At 69.8% G+C, this 14,572-nt stretch carries 12 protein-coding genes; 3 read left to right on the plus strand and 9 right to left on the minus strand.

Annotation, left to right across the window (positions count from 1 at the left end; genetic code table 11):
- Window positions 1-271: 271 nt before the first annotated feature.
- From QSJ97_RS17385 to QSJ97_RS17400, 4 genes are all read right to left on the minus strand, one after another.
- Window positions 272-1,276 (minus strand): NAD(P)-dependent oxidoreductase, encoded by a 1,005-nt coding sequence (locus QSJ97_RS17385; protein WP_285673273.1) that lies wholly within the window; start codon window positions 1,274-1,276, stop codon window positions 272-274.
- A 60-nt stretch (window positions 1,277-1,336) separates the two neighbouring features.
- A complete protein-coding gene (locus QSJ97_RS17390) occupies window positions 1,337-2,314 on the minus strand; it encodes a tripartite tricarboxylate transporter substrate binding protein (RefSeq protein WP_285673275.1) in 978 nt (325 codons plus the stop codon).
- A gap of 156 nt (window positions 2,315-2,470) precedes the next feature.
- Complete coding sequence (locus tag QSJ97_RS17395; RefSeq protein WP_285673278.1) at window positions 2,471-3,256, minus strand: FadR/GntR family transcriptional regulator; 786 nt, start codon at window positions 3,254-3,256, stop codon at window positions 2,471-2,473.
- A gap of 6 nt (window positions 3,257-3,262) precedes the next feature.
- Entirely contained in the window at window positions 3,263-4,261 is a 999-nt protein-coding gene (locus tag QSJ97_RS17400; protein WP_285673280.1) for a dihydrodipicolinate synthase family protein, read from the minus strand.
- 161 nt (window positions 4,262-4,422) lie between these two features.
- Between QSJ97_RS17400 and QSJ97_RS17405 the strand changes: the two genes are divergently transcribed.
- The 3 genes from QSJ97_RS17405 to QSJ97_RS17415 are packed head-to-tail and all read left to right on the plus strand — an operon-like array spanning window position 4,423 to window position 7,564.
- Window positions 4,423-5,562 (plus strand): mandelate racemase/muconate lactonizing enzyme family protein, encoded by a 1,140-nt coding sequence (locus QSJ97_RS17405; RefSeq protein WP_285673282.1) that lies wholly within the window; start codon window positions 4,423-4,425, stop codon window positions 5,560-5,562.
- 56 nt (window positions 5,563-5,618) lie between these two features.
- Window positions 5,619-6,059 carry a tripartite tricarboxylate transporter TctB family protein gene (locus tag QSJ97_RS17410; RefSeq protein ID WP_285673283.1) on the plus strand — a complete coding sequence of 147 codons (441 nt, stop codon included), beginning with the start codon at window positions 5,619-5,621 and terminating at the stop codon, window positions 6,057-6,059.
- The gene (locus tag QSJ97_RS17415; protein ID WP_285673284.1) at window positions 6,059-7,564 is read left to right on the plus strand and encodes a tripartite tricarboxylate transporter permease; all 1,506 of its coding nucleotides are present in this window, start codon (window positions 6,059-6,061) and stop codon (window positions 7,562-7,564) included. Before QSJ97_RS17410 ends, QSJ97_RS17415 begins: the two co-directional genes overlap by 1 nt.
- 225 nt (window positions 7,565-7,789) lie before the next feature.
- Here the strand turns inward: QSJ97_RS17415 and kce are convergent, their stop codons facing one another.
- The 5 genes from kce to QSJ97_RS17440 all read right to left on the minus strand — a co-directional run bounded on the left by kce (window position 7,790) and on the right by QSJ97_RS17440 (window position 14,516).
- Entirely contained in the window at window positions 7,790-8,713 is a 924-nt protein-coding gene (kce, locus tag QSJ97_RS17420) for a 3,5-dioxohexanoate:acetyl-CoA acetone transferase (protein ID WP_285673285.1), read from the minus strand.
- A gap of 23 nt (window positions 8,714-8,736) precedes the next feature.
- Window positions 8,737-9,663, minus strand: coding sequence for a 3-hydroxyacyl-CoA dehydrogenase (locus QSJ97_RS17425; protein ID WP_285673286.1), 927 nt, complete (start codon window positions 9,661-9,663; stop codon window positions 8,737-8,739).
- Between the two features lie 16 nt (window positions 9,664-9,679).
- Window positions 9,680-12,193 carry a branched-chain amino acid ABC transporter ATP-binding protein/permease gene (locus tag QSJ97_RS17430; RefSeq protein WP_285673344.1) on the minus strand — a complete coding sequence of 838 codons (2,514 nt, stop codon included), beginning with the start codon at window positions 12,191-12,193 and terminating at the stop codon, window positions 9,680-9,682.
- A gap of 5 nt (window positions 12,194-12,198) precedes the next feature.
- Entirely contained in the window at window positions 12,199-13,068 is an 870-nt protein-coding gene (locus QSJ97_RS17435) for a branched-chain amino acid ABC transporter permease (RefSeq protein ID WP_285673288.1), read from the minus strand.
- A 197-nt stretch (window positions 13,069-13,265) separates the two neighbouring features.
- Entirely contained in the window at window positions 13,266-14,516 is a 1,251-nt protein-coding gene (locus QSJ97_RS17440) for an ABC transporter substrate-binding protein (RefSeq protein WP_285673290.1), read from the minus strand.
- Between the last annotated feature and the right edge of the window lie 56 nt (window positions 14,517-14,572).

The raw sequence follows: 14,572 nt of genomic DNA on the forward strand, positions 1-14,572 counted from the left end.
GGCTCCCCTCCAGGGCGATCTGGATTGCACGCCGATCGGGGGCATGCTTGCGCGCAGATCGACAAAGGCCGCGCTCGGGATACCTTGCTGCCGGTACCGGTGCGCGGCCTTTGCGCCTGCTTCCTGCTCCCGCAGGGTCACGATGACCTGCCCCTAGCTGCACCTCCGTCGCTTCTTCGTCCGGTTCTCATCAGACCCGACTCCAGCAGCAGATCGAGGAAATCTCGGGAATGAGGCCCCGTCTTCTGGAGCGGTGACCGCCCCTCGATGCTCATCGCGAGGTATCCGGTTCCGCCTCGAAGCGGCGCCAGCGTTCGGCAATCTCCGGCCAGGCGCGGTCGTTGACCAGATGCCGCGGGCGTTGCCCATCCAGAACCCGGAGCGCGTCCTCCACCGCGGCGGCGCTCATCCGGCGCATGCTCTCGACCGTGAGGCCGGCGACATGTGGCGAGAGCAAAGTGTTCGGAGCCTCCCGGAGCGGCGACGATTCGCGCAGCGGCTGCGCCGCGAAGACATCGAGCGCAGCGCCGCCGATCCGCCCCTCGGCGAGGGCTGCGGCCAGCGCCGTCTCATCGGCAACCGGCCCGCGGGCGATGTTGACCAGAAGGCTCCCGGGGCGCATCGCCCCGATCCGCTCGGCCGAGAGCAGCCCGGCCGTCTCCGGCGTGAGCGGGCAGGCGAGAACCAGGATATCCGCGGCCGGGATCATCTCGTCCAGCGACAGGAAGCGCACCCAGTCCGGCCCCCCGGCGGCCCGGCGACGCGCGGCCAGCACGGTCATGCCGAAGCCCTCGGCCGCGATGCGCCCGACCGCCTGACCGATGCTGCCGAAGCCGACGAGGCCGAGCGTGCTGCCGGAGATCTCCCGGCTCCGCAGCGCCCCGGCGCGAAGGCCCTGCCATTCGCCCTCCCGGATCCCGCGGTCGTTGGCGGCGATGGCGCGGCGCAGCGCGAGGATCATGCCGAAGACATGCTCGGCAACGCTCACGGCGTTGGTGTCCGGCGTGTTGACGACGGCGATGCCGGCGGCGCTGGCCGCCTCCACCGGAATGAAATCGAGCCCCGCACCATGGCGGATCAGCGCCCGCAGGCGGGGGGCGGCAGCGATCGCCGCTTCGGGAATGCTCCGGCGCACGACGACGATATCCGCCGCCGCCATCTCGCGCGCGAGGGCACCGCCATCGGTCAGCAGGCGGACATCGGCGGCGCGGCGGAGCCGTTCGGTCTCGCCGGGGTCGATGGGGTCGGTCAGCAGAACAACGGGCTTGCGCGGCACCAGCGGGCCTCCCTCGATGAAGATGCCCCGCCTCGGGAGGCGGGGCGATGTGGCCGGCGGTCAGTCGACCTTCATCTGGGCCTGCTTGGCCACCGGGATCCACTGCGCCATCTGCCTCTGGACATAGGCTTCGGCCTCGGCGGTGCTGCCGCCGATCTCGGTGATGCCGCGGGCCGCGAAGACCTCGAGGGTCGAGCCCTTGGTCAGGAAATCGTTGAGCGCGGCGTTGAGCGTCTCGATCACGTCGTCCGGGGTGCCAGCCGGCGCGATGACGCCCCACCAGGTGGTGACCTCGTAGCCCGCCACGGTGTCGGACACCGGCGGGACGCCCGGCATCAGCGCGGTCTCCTGCTGCAGGGTCACGCCGAGAGCCTTGAGCTTGCCGGTCTCGACCAGCTCCTTCACGTTGGTGTAGTTGTCGAACAGGATGTCGACCCGGCCGGCGATCAGGTCGGTCCGCGCCGGCGCGCTGCCGCCATAGGGGATGTGCACCGCATCAACCCCGGTCAGCGACTTGAACAGCTCGCCCGAGAGGTGGTTCGAGGAGCCGTTGCCGGCGGAGGCGTAGTTGATCTCGCCGGGATGCGCCTTGGCATAGTCGACCAGCTCCGCCACCGTATCGGCCGGGAAATCGGGATGCGCGACCAGCACGTTGAAGGCGTCGCCGAGCACGATGACATGGCGGAAATCGGTCTCGGCATCATAGGGAAGCTCCGGGAACAGCCCCGGATTGACGCCGAAGGCGAAGGGCGAGATGCCGATCGTGTAGCCGTCGGGGTCGGCCTTGGCGACATAGTCGGTGCCGACGACGGTGCCGCCGCCCGGGCGGTTGGCGACGACCACGGTCACGTCCCAGCGGGCGCTGAAATCCTCGGCGATCATCCGGGCGACCTGGTCGTTGAAGCCGCCCGGCGGATAGGCCACGGCGATGGTGATGGTCTGGTCCGGATAGTCCCCGGCCCGGGCCGGCGCCGAGAGACCCGCCGCGATCAGGGCGCCGGCGAGCGCGGCGCCAGCGGCAAATCTAGAGATGTTCACGGTGCTTCCTCCTCGATTTCTGGGCGCGTCCGCTCTCTGGCAGGGAGAAACCCGATCAGCGCAACACGCTAATCTGTCATAGAGTATTACATCTTTTGCGGTCAAAGAGATTCTTGAGCGGGGCAGGAAACGCCATGCGGAGCCGGCTTCCGGGGCTCAGTCGCCGCCGCGGACCCGGCGCAGGATCTCCTCGCCGCGCGCCGTCACGCGGACCCGGGAATATTCGAGATGGCGCAGCATCGCCTCCCGAGCGGCCGCGGGATCCTGCGCCTCGATGCCGAGATAGATCGCCCTGTGCTCGGCGAAGATCGCCGTGCGGCGCTCCTCCTGTCCGAGCTGCGAGAGATGCCGGGCGAGGGTGATGCCGATCTCGATGTCGTAGTCGATGACGTCGAGCGCCCGCGCGTAGTGATCGTTGCGCGCGGCCTCGGCGATCGAGCGGTGGAAGGCCATGTCCACCCGCCGCCGGGCCGGCTCATGCTCGAGCCTGTCGAAATCGTCGAGCGCCGCGGCGATGCCGGCAAGCTCCCGCGGCCCGCGCCGGATCGCCGCGTAGTAGGCCGCGTCGGGCTCGATGCTGCAGCGGAACTCGAGCGCCTGCAGCATGGTGCCGAGCTGCTTCTCGGGGTCCTCCAGCCCGCGGGGGCCGCCTGCCGCCCTGGCCGAGACGAAGGAGCCGGCGCCCTTGCGCGAGACGATCATCCCGTCCTCGCGCAACTGGGTGAGCGCCTTGCGCACCACCGGGCGGGACACCGCGAACAGCCGGCAGAGCTCGCCCTCCGACGGCAGGCGGCTGCCGCTCCCCAGCTCGCCGGAGCCGATCAGCCGCGCCAGCGCATCATAGACCTCGTCGCCGAGGCTCCGGTTCCGGGCCGGCCGGATCGCCTGTTCCAGCGCCCCGGTAGCCTGCCGGCGCGCGGCTGATGCCGAATCCTCGCTCATCGGTCCTCACGCATTCCGGGAAAGATACCCCGTTTCGCCGATCTCCAGAAGTGCGCCGGCCTGGTCCGCCACCTTGTCCAGCAGCGCTTCGGAGAGCGGGCTGCCATCCACCTTCAGGGCCGCCGGGGCGGATTTCCATGCGCTGCCCCATGCCCGGAGGTGATCCATCGCCCGGTTGGCGTTGGAGAAGGCATTCGCCCCGCCCTCGGATGCGGCGGCAGCGAAGACAGTCGAGACCACCGCGGACACCTGGTCCGACAGTGCCCTTGCTGCATCCTTCTCGCCGCCCTGCCCGAGCTCCCAGATGCGCTTCAGCGGCGCGGCCAGCGCATTGCCCGTGCTGAGCAGCCAGCCGTGATAGGCGCCCTCGGGCTGCAGCGCCTCGGCGTAGCCGCCCTCCGCGCCGCGCACCAGCACGACGCCGGCATAGTCGGCCGCCCCGGCGATCCGGTCCTCGCCGCTGCTGTCCTTGAACATGGTCACCCGGTCGCTGCCGGCGAGATGCACCATCGTCTCGGGCGAGATCCGGCAGCCGGTGACCTGCGGCAGCTGGTAGACCGCGACCGGGCAGGTGCTGGCCGCCAGCGCCGCCTCGAAATGCTCGATGATCCGGGGCTGGCCGGCCTCCGGCTCGACCGGCGGGCAGAGCACCGCGCCGCGGAAACGGGACCGGAGCGCGGGGCTGGCCGCCAGCCGCGCCTCGAGGTGCCGCAGCCGCGCGACCACCGCTTCCGTCGTCGGGCGCAGCACGCCGAAGAGGATGGCCGCCCCGTCGGGAAACTCCCCTTCGGCGAGGTCGATCAGCGCGTCGAACCGGGCGTCGTCGAGTTCCCAGCCATCGCCGGTGGAGCCGGCCAGCATGATCTGGCGGACATGCGGCGCGAGGCTGGCGAGATGGGCGCGCATGCGCGGCGCGTCGATGCCTCCATCGGGCGTGTAGTGGGTCAGGACCGGCACCCAGAGCGGGTCTTCGATGCTGGCGCGGAGCGGGGTGGTGGATGTCATCGCTGGGTCTCTCCGGATCGCGTGGCGAGGCACTGGCTTCAGGTCATTGCACAAACCTGTAATACGATATTACACATATGTGCAATCCACTCGAATCGTGCGGCACGGAACGCCTCGCATTCGCACGCCGGCACACGAAGGGAAACACGGGAGATGGAACGATGAAGATTCAGGATATCAGGGTTTATCCGATTTCCTATCGTGTGCCGGAAGGGCACAACCACCGCATGGGCGTCGGCCGGATGGTCAAGCGTGACGCTGTGCTGGTGAAGGTGCTCACCGACGAGGGGCTGGTGGGCTGGGGCGAGGCGCATCACGGCCGCTCGCCCGGCGCGATCGCGATGCTGATCGAGAACACCCTGAAGCCGATGGTGCTGGGGATGGATGCCTGCGACACAGTCGGCGTCTGGCACCGGCTCTATCTCGGGCACCTGGCGACCCACGGCTTCGGCGCCGGCACCTCGATCGCGATGAGCGGCATCGACCTCGCGCTCTGGGACATCCGCGGCAAGGCGGCGGGCTGGCCGATCTACAGGCTGATCGGTGGCGGGCAGCGCCGGCTGCCGGCCTATGCCGGCGGCCTGACGCTGGGCTTCAAGGACGCCCCCGCGCTGATCGAGGAAGCGCAGGGCTATGTCGCCATGGGCTACAAGGCGCTGAAGCTGCGCCTCGGCGACACGCCGGAGCGCGATGCCGCCCGGGTCGAGGCGGTGCGCGATGCGCTCGGCGACGGGATCGAGATCATGACCGACGTCAACGCCGCCTACGGGCTCGACGAGATCCGCCGGCTGATGCCGGCGCTCGATGCCTGCCGGGCCGCCTGGCTGGAAGAGCCCTTCCCGCCCTATGACGACCATGCCTATGGCAAGGCGACCGGGCTCGGCCGGACACCGCTCGCCGCGGGCGAGAACCACTATACCCGCTACGAGTTCAAGCGCCTGCTGGAGCAGGATGCGGTGACCATCCTCCAGCCCGACCTGTCGAAGAGCGGCGGCATCACCGAGCTCCTGCGCATCGCCGCGATGGCCTCGGCCCGCAGGCAGAAGATCCATCCGCATTCCTCGATGACGGCGCTCAACATGTTCGCCTCGCTCCACCTCCTCTCGGCCATCGACAATGCCGGGTATTTCGAGGCGGACGCGACCGCGGTGAACCCGTTCCGCACCGATCTGGTCGACGGCAAGCTCGAGATCGACGCGGATGGCTGCATCGCTGCGCCCGATGCGCCGGGGCTCGGTGTCGAGGTCGATGAGGGCTTCATCGCCCGGTATCCGCTGATCGACGGGCCCTGCTACGTCTGAGGCGGGCCGGCAGAGCGGCGCGGCAACAAAGGGGAGGAACCAGCGAAATGCGCGGAATGCTCACTGACAAGGATGTCCTGACAGGCCTGCTGTTCATCGCCATCGGCGCATTCTTCGCGATCGGCGCGCAGGACTATGCCATGGGCACGATGCGGCGCATGGGGCCGGGATACTTCCCGGTGGTGCTCGGCAGCCTGCTGGTGATCATCGGCACGGTGCTCGCGATCAAGTCGGTCGTGCGGCGCCTCCCCGAACCGATCGACCGCCTGCACATCCGGCCCGTCCTCGGCCTCACCGCGGCGATCCTGGTCTTCGCGGCGCTGGTCGAGCGGGCCGGCCTGGTCGCCGCCTGCATCGCCTGCGTGGTGGTCGCCGGGATCGCCAGCAGCGAGACCCGATGGCGCGAGGCGGCGCTGATTGCGGTCGGCATGGCGGCGTTCTCGGCGCTGGTGTTCAAGGCGCTGCTCGGCCTGCCCTTCCGGCTCTGGGTATTCTGATGGAGACCTTCGGCAACCTGGCCTTCGGCTTCGACGTCGCCTTCTCCTGGAGCAACCTGCTCTACTGCCTGGTCGGCGTCGTCCTCGGCACCTTCGTCGGCGTGCTGCCCGGGCTCGGCGCGGTGACGGCGATCTCGATGCTGCTGCCCTTCACCTTCGGGCTGGAGCCCCTGGGCGCGCTGATCATGCTCTCGGGCATCTTCTACGGCGGGCTCTATGGCGGCTCGACCGCCTCGATCCTGCTCAACCTGCCGGGCACGCCGGCCTCCGCCGTCGCGGCGATGGACGGCTACCCGATGGCGCAGCAGGGCCGGGCCGGAGTGCCGCTCTTCATGACCGCGATCGCCTCCTTCGCCGGCGGCTGTGCCGGGCTGATGCTGGTCGCGGTGGCGGCTCCGGCAATCGTCAGCATCGCGCTGGAATTCGGCCCGGCCGAGTATTTCAGCATGATGCTGCTCGGGCTCCTGGCGGCCGCCGCGGCGGCGTCGCGCTCGTTCCTGCGCTCGGTCGGCATGGTGGTGGTCGGGCTGCTGCTCGGCCTGGTCGGCACCGACATCGTCTCGGGCATGATGCGCTTCACCTTCGGCGTGCCGATCATGGCCGAGGGGATCAGCTTCATCGTCGTCGCCATGGCGATGTTCGGCCTGTCGGAGGTGATGCGGAACCTCGAGCCGCATGTCGACCGCGCGCTGCCCGACCATGGCGGCGGCTGGCGTTCGATGATGCCGACCCGAGACGAGGCCCGGCGCTCGGTCGGCGCGATCCTGCGCGGAACCGGCCTCGGCGCGTTCCTCGGCGCCTTGCCGGGTGCCGGGCCGACGATCTCCTCCTTCATGGCCTATGCGGTGGAGACCCGCGTCGCGGCGGACCCGTCGCGCTTCGGCAAGGGCGCCATCGAGGGCGTCACCGCGCCGGAGGCCGCCAACAACGCGGCGGCGCAGACCGGCTACATCCCGACCCTGACCCTCGGCATTCCCGGCGACGCGGTCGGGGCGCTGATCCTCGGCACGCTGATCATGCACGGCATCTCGCCGGGGCCGCGGGTGATCTCGGCGCATCCCGAGCTGTTCTGGGGGCTGATCGCGAGCATGTGGATCGGCAACTTCCTGCTGCTCTGGGTCAACATCCCGTTCATCGGCGTCTGGGTGAAGATCCTGTCGATCCCGTACCGGATCCTCTACCCGATGATCGTGATCTTCCTCTGCATCGGCGTCTACAGCGTCGCCAACAGCTCGTTCCAGCTGGTGCTGCTGGCCGGGCTCGGCGCCGCCGGCTACCTGCTCGCCAAGCTCGACTGCCCGGCATCGCCGCTGCTGCTCGGGCTGATCCTGGGGCCGATGATGGAGGAGAATCTCCGGCGCGCCCTGCTGATCGGCCGGGGCGATCCGGTGGTGTTCTTCGAAACCCCGATCAGCGCCGGCATCCTGGCGCTCTGCGGCATCCTGATCCTCGCCTCCCTCGTCTCGTCGCTGCGCCGGGCGAGAAACCGGCAGGGCGCGGCCTGACCGCCGCGATCCGGTCTCTCCGGGATGGTGCGCCCCGCGGGCATCGGAGAGGGATAGCGCCACGATCCGGCGGCGGCGCAATGGCTGCGGCGATCCACGATGTCGTGCGCTGACCCCTGAGGGCCGGGCCGCCCGGAGCGGAAACCCGGGCGCGCACGGTGAGGCCCGGCCAATCGGCGCGCGCCCGTCGCCGGGCGCGCGGATCCGGCCTGCGCCGGCAGTGGCTCAGAACGCGACCTGGTCGCCGCCCTTGAGCGCCAGCATGCCCCGTGCCTCGTCGGGCGTGGCGATCTCCAGCCCGAGGCCGGAGACGATCTCGCGTGCCTTCTCCACCTGCTCGGCGTTGGATTTCGCGAACCGCCCCGGGCCGGACCAGAGCGAATCCTCGAGCCCGACGCGGATGTTTCCGCCCATCGCCGCAGACATCGCGGCGATCGGCAGCTGGTTGCGCCCGGCGCCGAGCACCGACCACACGTAATCCTTGCCGAACAGCCGGTCGGCGGTGCGCTTCATGTGCTGCACGTCCTCGGGATGCGCGCCGATGCCGCCGAGCAGGCCGAACACGGTCTGCACGAAGAGCGGCGGCTTCACCCGTCCCTCGTCGAGGAAATGCGCGAGGTTGTAGAGATGCGAGGCGTCGTAGCACTCGAACTCGAAGCGGGTGCCGGCATCCGAGAGCGTGTCGAGGACATAGGCGATGTCCTGGAAGCTGTTGCGGAAGACGATGTCGCGGTTGGCGAGGTGCTCCCGCTCCCAGTCGTGGTCGAATTCCTTGAAGCGGTTCAGCATCGGGAACAGGCCGAAATTCATCGAGCCCATGTTGAGCGAGGCGACCTCGGGCTTCCAGACCCGGGCCGGCTCGGTCCGCTCTTCGACGCGCATGTAGGGCGCGCCGCCGGTGGTGAGGTTGAGCACCGCATTGGTGTTCTGCTTGATCACCTTGAGGAAGGGCTCGAAGCCTTCCGGGCTCTGGTCGGGCTGGCCGGTATCGGGGTTGCGCGCGTGCAGGTGCACGATCGCCGCCCCCGCCTCGGCCGCGCCGATCGCCGCCTCGGCGATCTCTGCCGGGGTCACCGGCAGGGATGGCGACATCGAGGGCGTGTGGATCGCGCCGGTCACTGCGCAGGTGATGATGACTTTGCGTGCCATGTGGGCATTCCTTCTTCGCTGGATCAGTCTGCGGCGCCGAGATGGGCCGAGAGCGCGGCGAGCCGGGCATTGCGCCAGGCGGTGCGCTCGGCCAGGCGGCCGGGTTCGGGCGCGTGCGGCCAGCTCTCGAGCAGCCGCGCCATGCTGGCCTCGTCGAACACGCCGGGGCCGGCCGGGTCGGCGGCGAGGCGCTTGTAGAAGCCGGTGTAGCGGGCGCAGTAGTCCGGGATGCCGCCGGGCGCGTTGAGCTCAATGGTGGCGAAGGGTCCGATGAAGGACCAGCGCCGGGCCAGCCCGTCGGTCAGCGTGAGATCGAGCTCCTCGGCGGAGATCACCCCGTCCTCGACCAGGCGGAAGGCCTCGGCCAGCAGCGCGCCCTGCAGGCGGTTGAGCACGAAGCCCTCGACCTCGGCATTGACGGTGACCGGGGTCTGACCGACCGCGCGATAGGTCTCGCGGGCGCGCTCCAGCACCTCCGGCGCGGTCCAGGGCGCACCGCAGAGCTCGACCAGCGGCACCAGATGCGGCGGGTTCACCGGGTGCCCCACCAGGCAGCGCGCGCGCCCGGGGAGCGCCTCGGTGAAGCGCGAGGCGGTGATCGCCGAGGTCGAGGAGGCGAGCACGGCCTCGGGCGGCGCCAGCGCGTCGAGCTCGGCAAACAGCGCCTGCTTGACCTCGACCCGCTCGGGCCCGTTCTCCTGCACGAACGCGGTGCCCGCGACGCAGTCGGCGAGCGTCTCGGCCACCGTGATCCGCGCCGTCAGCGCCGCCGCATCGGGGATCAGCCCGGCCGCCGCCAGCACCTCCGCATCGGCCCGTGCCGCCGCGGCAAAGCCGTCCCGCGTCGCCGCGTCGGGGTCCCATGCGGAGACCTCCCATCCGGCGCGCGCGAACACGATCGACCAGGCACGCCCGATCAGCCCCGATCCCACGATGGATGCCTTGGCCATTGTCGTCACTCCCAAACTAGAGCCAGAGAACCTGCCGGCGCAGGTCGAGATCGTCGCGCAGCGCGGCAGAGGCGCCCTCGTGTATCACCCGTCCGCGCTCGAGCGCCACCGTGCGATCGGAGAGCGCCAGCGCCAGGTCCAGATTGTGGTCCACGATGATGATCGAGACCTCCTGGCGCAGCCGGTCGAAGCTCTCGAAGAGCTGCTCGACAACCGTCGGCGCCAGCCCCTCGAAGGGCTCGTCGAGCAGCAGCAGCCGGGTGTCGCCCGAGAGCGCGCGCGCCACCGCCACCATCTGCTGCTCGCCGCCCGAAAGCATGTCGGCCGGGGTCTCCAGCCGCTCGCGGATGCGCGGGAAGAAGGTGAAGATGCGCTCCTCGTCCCAGTGCGCGCCCTGGCCGGTGCGCCGGCGCAGGCGGCCCAGCTCCAGGTTCTGGCGCACCGTCATGCCGGCGAAGAGCCCGCGCCCCTGCGGTGCGTAGCCGATGCCGGCGCGGGCCATCTCGGCGGAGCTCCAGCGGGCGATGTCGACACCGCCGAGCTCGATGCTGCCCGAGGAGACCGGCGCGATGCCGATCAGCGACTTGAGCAGCGTCGACTTGCCGGCGCCATTGCGCCCGAGCAGCGCCATGATCTCGTTCTGGCGGAGCTCGAAGCCGAGATCGGCGAGGATGTGGCTCTTGCCGTAGTGGGTGTTGAGGCCGGAGACGCGCAGCAGCAGCTCCGAGGTCGCGGCGCTGGCGCGCGGGCGGGCGGCGATGGCGGCATTGCCGGCGCCGATATAGACCTCCTGCACCACCGCCGAGCCGCGCACCGTTTCGGCATCGCCGTCGAGCAGCTTCACGCCCTCGTTCATCACCGTCACATGATCGGCAAGCTGGAACACCCGGTCGATGTCGTGCTCGACGAGCAGCACCGGGATCTCCTGCGAGATCGTCTTGATCAGGTCTCCGACGCGGGCGCGCTCGGCCGCGGCGAGGCCGGCCAGCGGCTCGTCGAGCAGCAGGATCCGCGGCCTTGCGGCCAGCGCGAGGCCGAGATCGAGAAGCCGCTGCCCGCCATAGGAGAGCGAGCCGGCGGGCGCGCGCTCCATGCCGGCGAGGCCGAGCCAGTCGAGCATCTCGCGGGTCTCGGCGCGGGTGGTCGCAAGGCTTCGGGTCGAGCGCCAGGGATCGAAGCGGGCGGGGTCCTGCGCCTGCGCGGCGAGGCGGATGTTCTCCTCGACGCTGAGTTCCGGGAACAGGTTGGTGATCTGGAACGAACGGCCGATCCCGGCCTCCGCCGCGGCCTCGGGCGAGCCGCCGGGCAGGCGCCTGCCGGCCACCTTCACCGTGCCGCGGTCGGGCGCGAACATCCCGGACATCAGGTTGAAGGCGGTGGTCTTGCCAGCGCCGTTAGGGCCGATGAGCGCGTGCAGGCTGCGATCGGCGACCTGCAGGCTGACCCCGTCCACCGCCTTGAGCGCGCCGAAGGACTTGGCGACGTTCTCGGCCTCGAGCGCCGGCCCCTCGAGCCCGCTCCCGGGGCGCAGATGCGCCGGGAAGGGCCGCTCCGCCACCCGCCGGCCGGACATCGCCGCGTCCTCCACCGGATCGGGGCGCACCAGGCGCAGGAGCCGCCGGCCGATCCCCGCCAGCCCGTCCGGCGAGAACACGATGAAGCCGACGAACAGGAGCCCGAACCAGAACAGCCAGTTCGGCGTGTAGATCGACAGGAACTCGCGGAACAGCACGTAGAAGAGCGCGCCGATCATCGGGCCGATGAAGCTGCGCATGCCGCCGATCACGACCATGGCGAGCAGCTCGCCCGAGAAGATCACGCTGATCGGCTCGGCCGAGGTCATGCGGTTCTTGTAGAGCAGCAGGACGCCGGCGAGCCCGGTCAGCGTGGCCGAGATCACGAAGGCCGCGAGCTTGTAGCGATCGGTGCGGTAGCCGAGGAAGCGCGCGCGCTGCTCGTTCTCGCGGATCGCCACCAGCACCGAGCCGAGCGGCGATCCGTGCAGCCGCCAGAGCAGGAACACCACCGCGAAGCCGATGCCGCCGACGAGATAGTAATACGCCTCCGGGTCCTCGAAGCTGGCCCCGGCGAAGGCCGGCCGGGTGATCCCGCCAAGCCCGTTCTCGCCGCCGGTCACCCCGGTCCAGCGGAAGGCGATCACGTAGAGCATCGCCGAGAGCGCCAGCGTCAGCAGCGAGAAATAGACCCCGCGCCGGCGCAGGATCAGGAAGCCGAAGACCGTCGCCGCCAGCGCGGTGATGCCGAGCCCGATCAGCACCGGGCCGAAGAAGCCTTCGGGGAACAGCTCGCGCTGCGCGATGCCCGCGGCATAGGCGGCCATGCCGAACCAGGCGCCGTGACCGAAGGAGACGAGCCCGGTATGCCCGGTGAGCACGTTGAGCGCGAGGCAGGCGATGGCGAAGATCACCACCTCCGCCGCCGAGGTCATGGTGAGCCCGATCGAGAGCATCAGGGGCGGCAGCAGCAGCAGGCCGAGCGCCGCCGTGATGAGGGGGGTGTAGCGCGTCATCTTGCTCACTCGAACCTGGTGATCCGCTCGCCGAACAGGCCGCGCGGGCGCAGCAGCAGGATCACGAGCATCATGAAGTAGATCGCGGCGGTGGAGAACGCGGAGAAGCCGAGCCCGACCATCGCGCCCTTGACCATGCCGACCAGAAGCGCGGCCAGCACCACGCCCCAGAACGAGCCGAGCCCGCCGATCACCACCACCACGAAGGCGGGCGTCAGGATCTCCGCCCCCATCGCCGGGTGGATGGTGTAGATCGGCGCCAGCAGCACGCCCGCGAGGCCGGCCAGCCCGATGCCGATGCCGGCCACCGCCGCCATGTAGGGCCTGAGCGAGATGCCGAGCGCGCCGACCATGTCCGGGTCCTGCACGCCGGCGCGCACCACGCGGCCGAAGGAGGTGCGCTCGAGCAGGAACCACAGCCCCGCGACACAGAGCGTCGCCACCGCGATCAGGAAAACCCGGTAGCGCGAGTAGATGAAGTCTCCGAGGAACACCTGGCCGCGCAGATAGTCCGGGATCGAGAAGGAAAGCGGCGCCGCGCCGTAGATCATCCGCAGGCCCTGCTCCGCCACCATGGCGAGGCCGAAGGTCAGGAGCAGCGAATAGAGCGGGTCGATCCGGTAGAACCGGGTGAAGAGCAGCCGCTCCACCGTGATCCCGAGCAGCGCCACGGCCGCCGGCGAGATCACCAGCGCGCCGCCGAAGCCCACATAGGGAGCGATCGTCAGCGTCAGATAGGCGCCGATGGCGTAGAACGCTCCGTGTGCCAGGTTGATGATGCCGCCGAGCGAGAAGATCAGCGACAGGCCGAGCGCGATCAGCAGGTAGTAGACCCCGTCCAGCAGGCCGTTGAGCAGTTGCATTGCGAAGAGCATGTGGAGACCGATTCGATTGCGCTCGGGAGCGGCTTCGGTGAGAGCGGGGCCGGAGGCCCGGGCGAGCGGGAGCCGCGGGGCCGCCCCGGCCGCAGCCGGCGCCGCCTCGCGTCATCCCGCCCGCCCGGGACGCCCCGTCGTCCGGGGAGCCCGGAGACCCCGGCGCGGCGGGGTCGTCCGGACCGTCTCGGGCCGACTCAGCTCGGGAAGGTGCAGGTGTTCTCTTCTTCCGTCGCGGCGATCAGCTCGAGGCTCTCGCCGGTGCCGGGAACCGGATCGCTCGAGGTGAAGATGTCCCACTGGTTCTCGATCTGGTCGGGCGGCAGCGCGGTGATGCCGTACATCTCGTTCATGAACTGGTGGTCGCGCTTGCGGAAATAGCCCTCGCGGGTCTTCAGCACGTCGAAGCTCGCCTCGCTCTCGAAATGCTCGACGATGGCGGCGCTGTCGGTGGTGCCGAGTTCCTCCATCGACTGGGCGATGATCTTGACCGCGTTGTAGTCGCCCCAGGCCTGGTTCTCGGGCGGCTTGCCATAGGCGTCGGTGAAGGCCTTGACGAAGGCGCGGGAGCCGTCGGTCTCGACCCGGTGGTGCCAGACCGAGGGCCAGGAGCCGACGAAGTTGCCCTTGCCCGCCGCCCAGGCCAGCGCCATGTCGAAGCCGAAGCCGCCGAGCGGATAGTCGAGCCCGAACTCGGCATACTGCTTGAAGAAGTTGGTGGTCTGCTGGCCGGCGAGGTTGAGGATCACCAGGTCCGGCTCGGCGGCGCGGATCTGCAGCATGTAGGCCGAGAAGTCGGTGGCGTCGGTGGGCACCAGCTCGTCGCCGGCGAAGGTGCCGCCATTGGCCGTCATGAAGCGCTTCGCCACCTTCAGGAGGTCGTGCCCGAAGGCATAGTCGGCGGTCATCGAGAACCAGCGCTTGCCCTCGACCAGCCCCTCGCGGGTGTAGAACTGGCCGATCGACTTCACGTACATCGAGTTCTGCGCCTCGATGTGGAACATGAACTTCTTGCAGTCCGAACCGCGCAGCGCGTCCGAGTTGCAGCCGGTGTTGACGAAGAGCGTTCCGGTGCGCTGCGCCACCTGGCCGATGGTCAGGCCGGAGGACGACGAGATCTCGCCGACGATGCAGGCCACCCCGTCGCGCTCGATCATCCGCTCGGCCTTAGTGGACGCGGTCTGCGGATTGACCGAATCCTCCTGCAGGAGCTCGATCTCGCGGCCCATCACGCCGCCGGCGGCGTTGATCTCGTCGACCGCGAGGCGAGAGGCCATCGCCGCGTATTCGCCGAGCGGGCCGAGAAAGCCGGTGCGCGGGGTCAGGTGGCCGAATCGGATCTTGTCCGACTGGGCGCGCAGAATCGCCGGGCTGGCAAGCGTGAGCGCGGCCGCGCCGGCGCCCGACTGGAGCAGGCGGCGGCGGGAAATGGGTCTGTATGCAGCCATTTTTTCCTCCTTGGGGACCGTTCTGGGTTTTCACACGATCTGCGTCGTGCTTTTTG

The organism is Paralimibaculum aggregatum (genome assembly GCF_030270585.1).
GTDB lineage: Bacteria > Pseudomonadota > Alphaproteobacteria > Rhodobacterales > Rhodobacteraceae > Thermohalobaculum > Thermohalobaculum aggregatum.

Coding starts and splice junctions, on each gene's coding strand:
- QSJ97_RS17410 (WP_285673283.1), top strand. CDS start 5,619: ATGCTCACTGACAAGGATGTCCTGACAGGCCTGCTGTTCATCGCCATC.
- QSJ97_RS17415 (WP_285673284.1), top strand. CDS start 6,059: ATGGAGACCTTCGGCAACCTGGCCTTCGGCTTCGACGTCGCCTTCTCC.
- QSJ97_RS17395 (WP_285673278.1), bottom strand. CDS start 3,256: ATGAGCGAGGATTCGGCATCAGCCGCGCGCCGGCAGGCTACCGGGGCG.
- QSJ97_RS17440 (WP_285673290.1), bottom strand. CDS start 14,516: ATGGCTGCATACAGACCCATTTCCCGCCGCCGCCTGCTCCAGTCGGGC.
- QSJ97_RS17400 (WP_285673280.1), bottom strand. CDS start 4,261: ATGACATCCACCACCCCGCTCCGCGCCAGCATCGAAGACCCGCTCTGG.
- kce (WP_285673285.1), bottom strand. CDS start 8,713: ATGGCACGCAAAGTCATCATCACCTGCGCAGTGACCGGCGCGATCCAC.
- QSJ97_RS17435 (WP_285673288.1), bottom strand. CDS start 13,068: ATGCTCTTCGCAATGCAACTGCTCAACGGCCTGCTGGACGGGGTCTAC.
- QSJ97_RS17405 (WP_285673282.1), top strand. CDS start 4,423: ATGAAGATTCAGGATATCAGGGTTTATCCGATTTCCTATCGTGTGCCG.
- QSJ97_RS17430 (WP_285673344.1), bottom strand. CDS start 12,193: ATGACGCGCTACACCCCCCTCATCACGGCGGCGCTCGGCCTGCTGCTG.
- QSJ97_RS17425 (WP_285673286.1), bottom strand. CDS start 9,663: ATGGCCAAGGCATCCATCGTGGGATCGGGGCTGATCGGGCGTGCCTGG.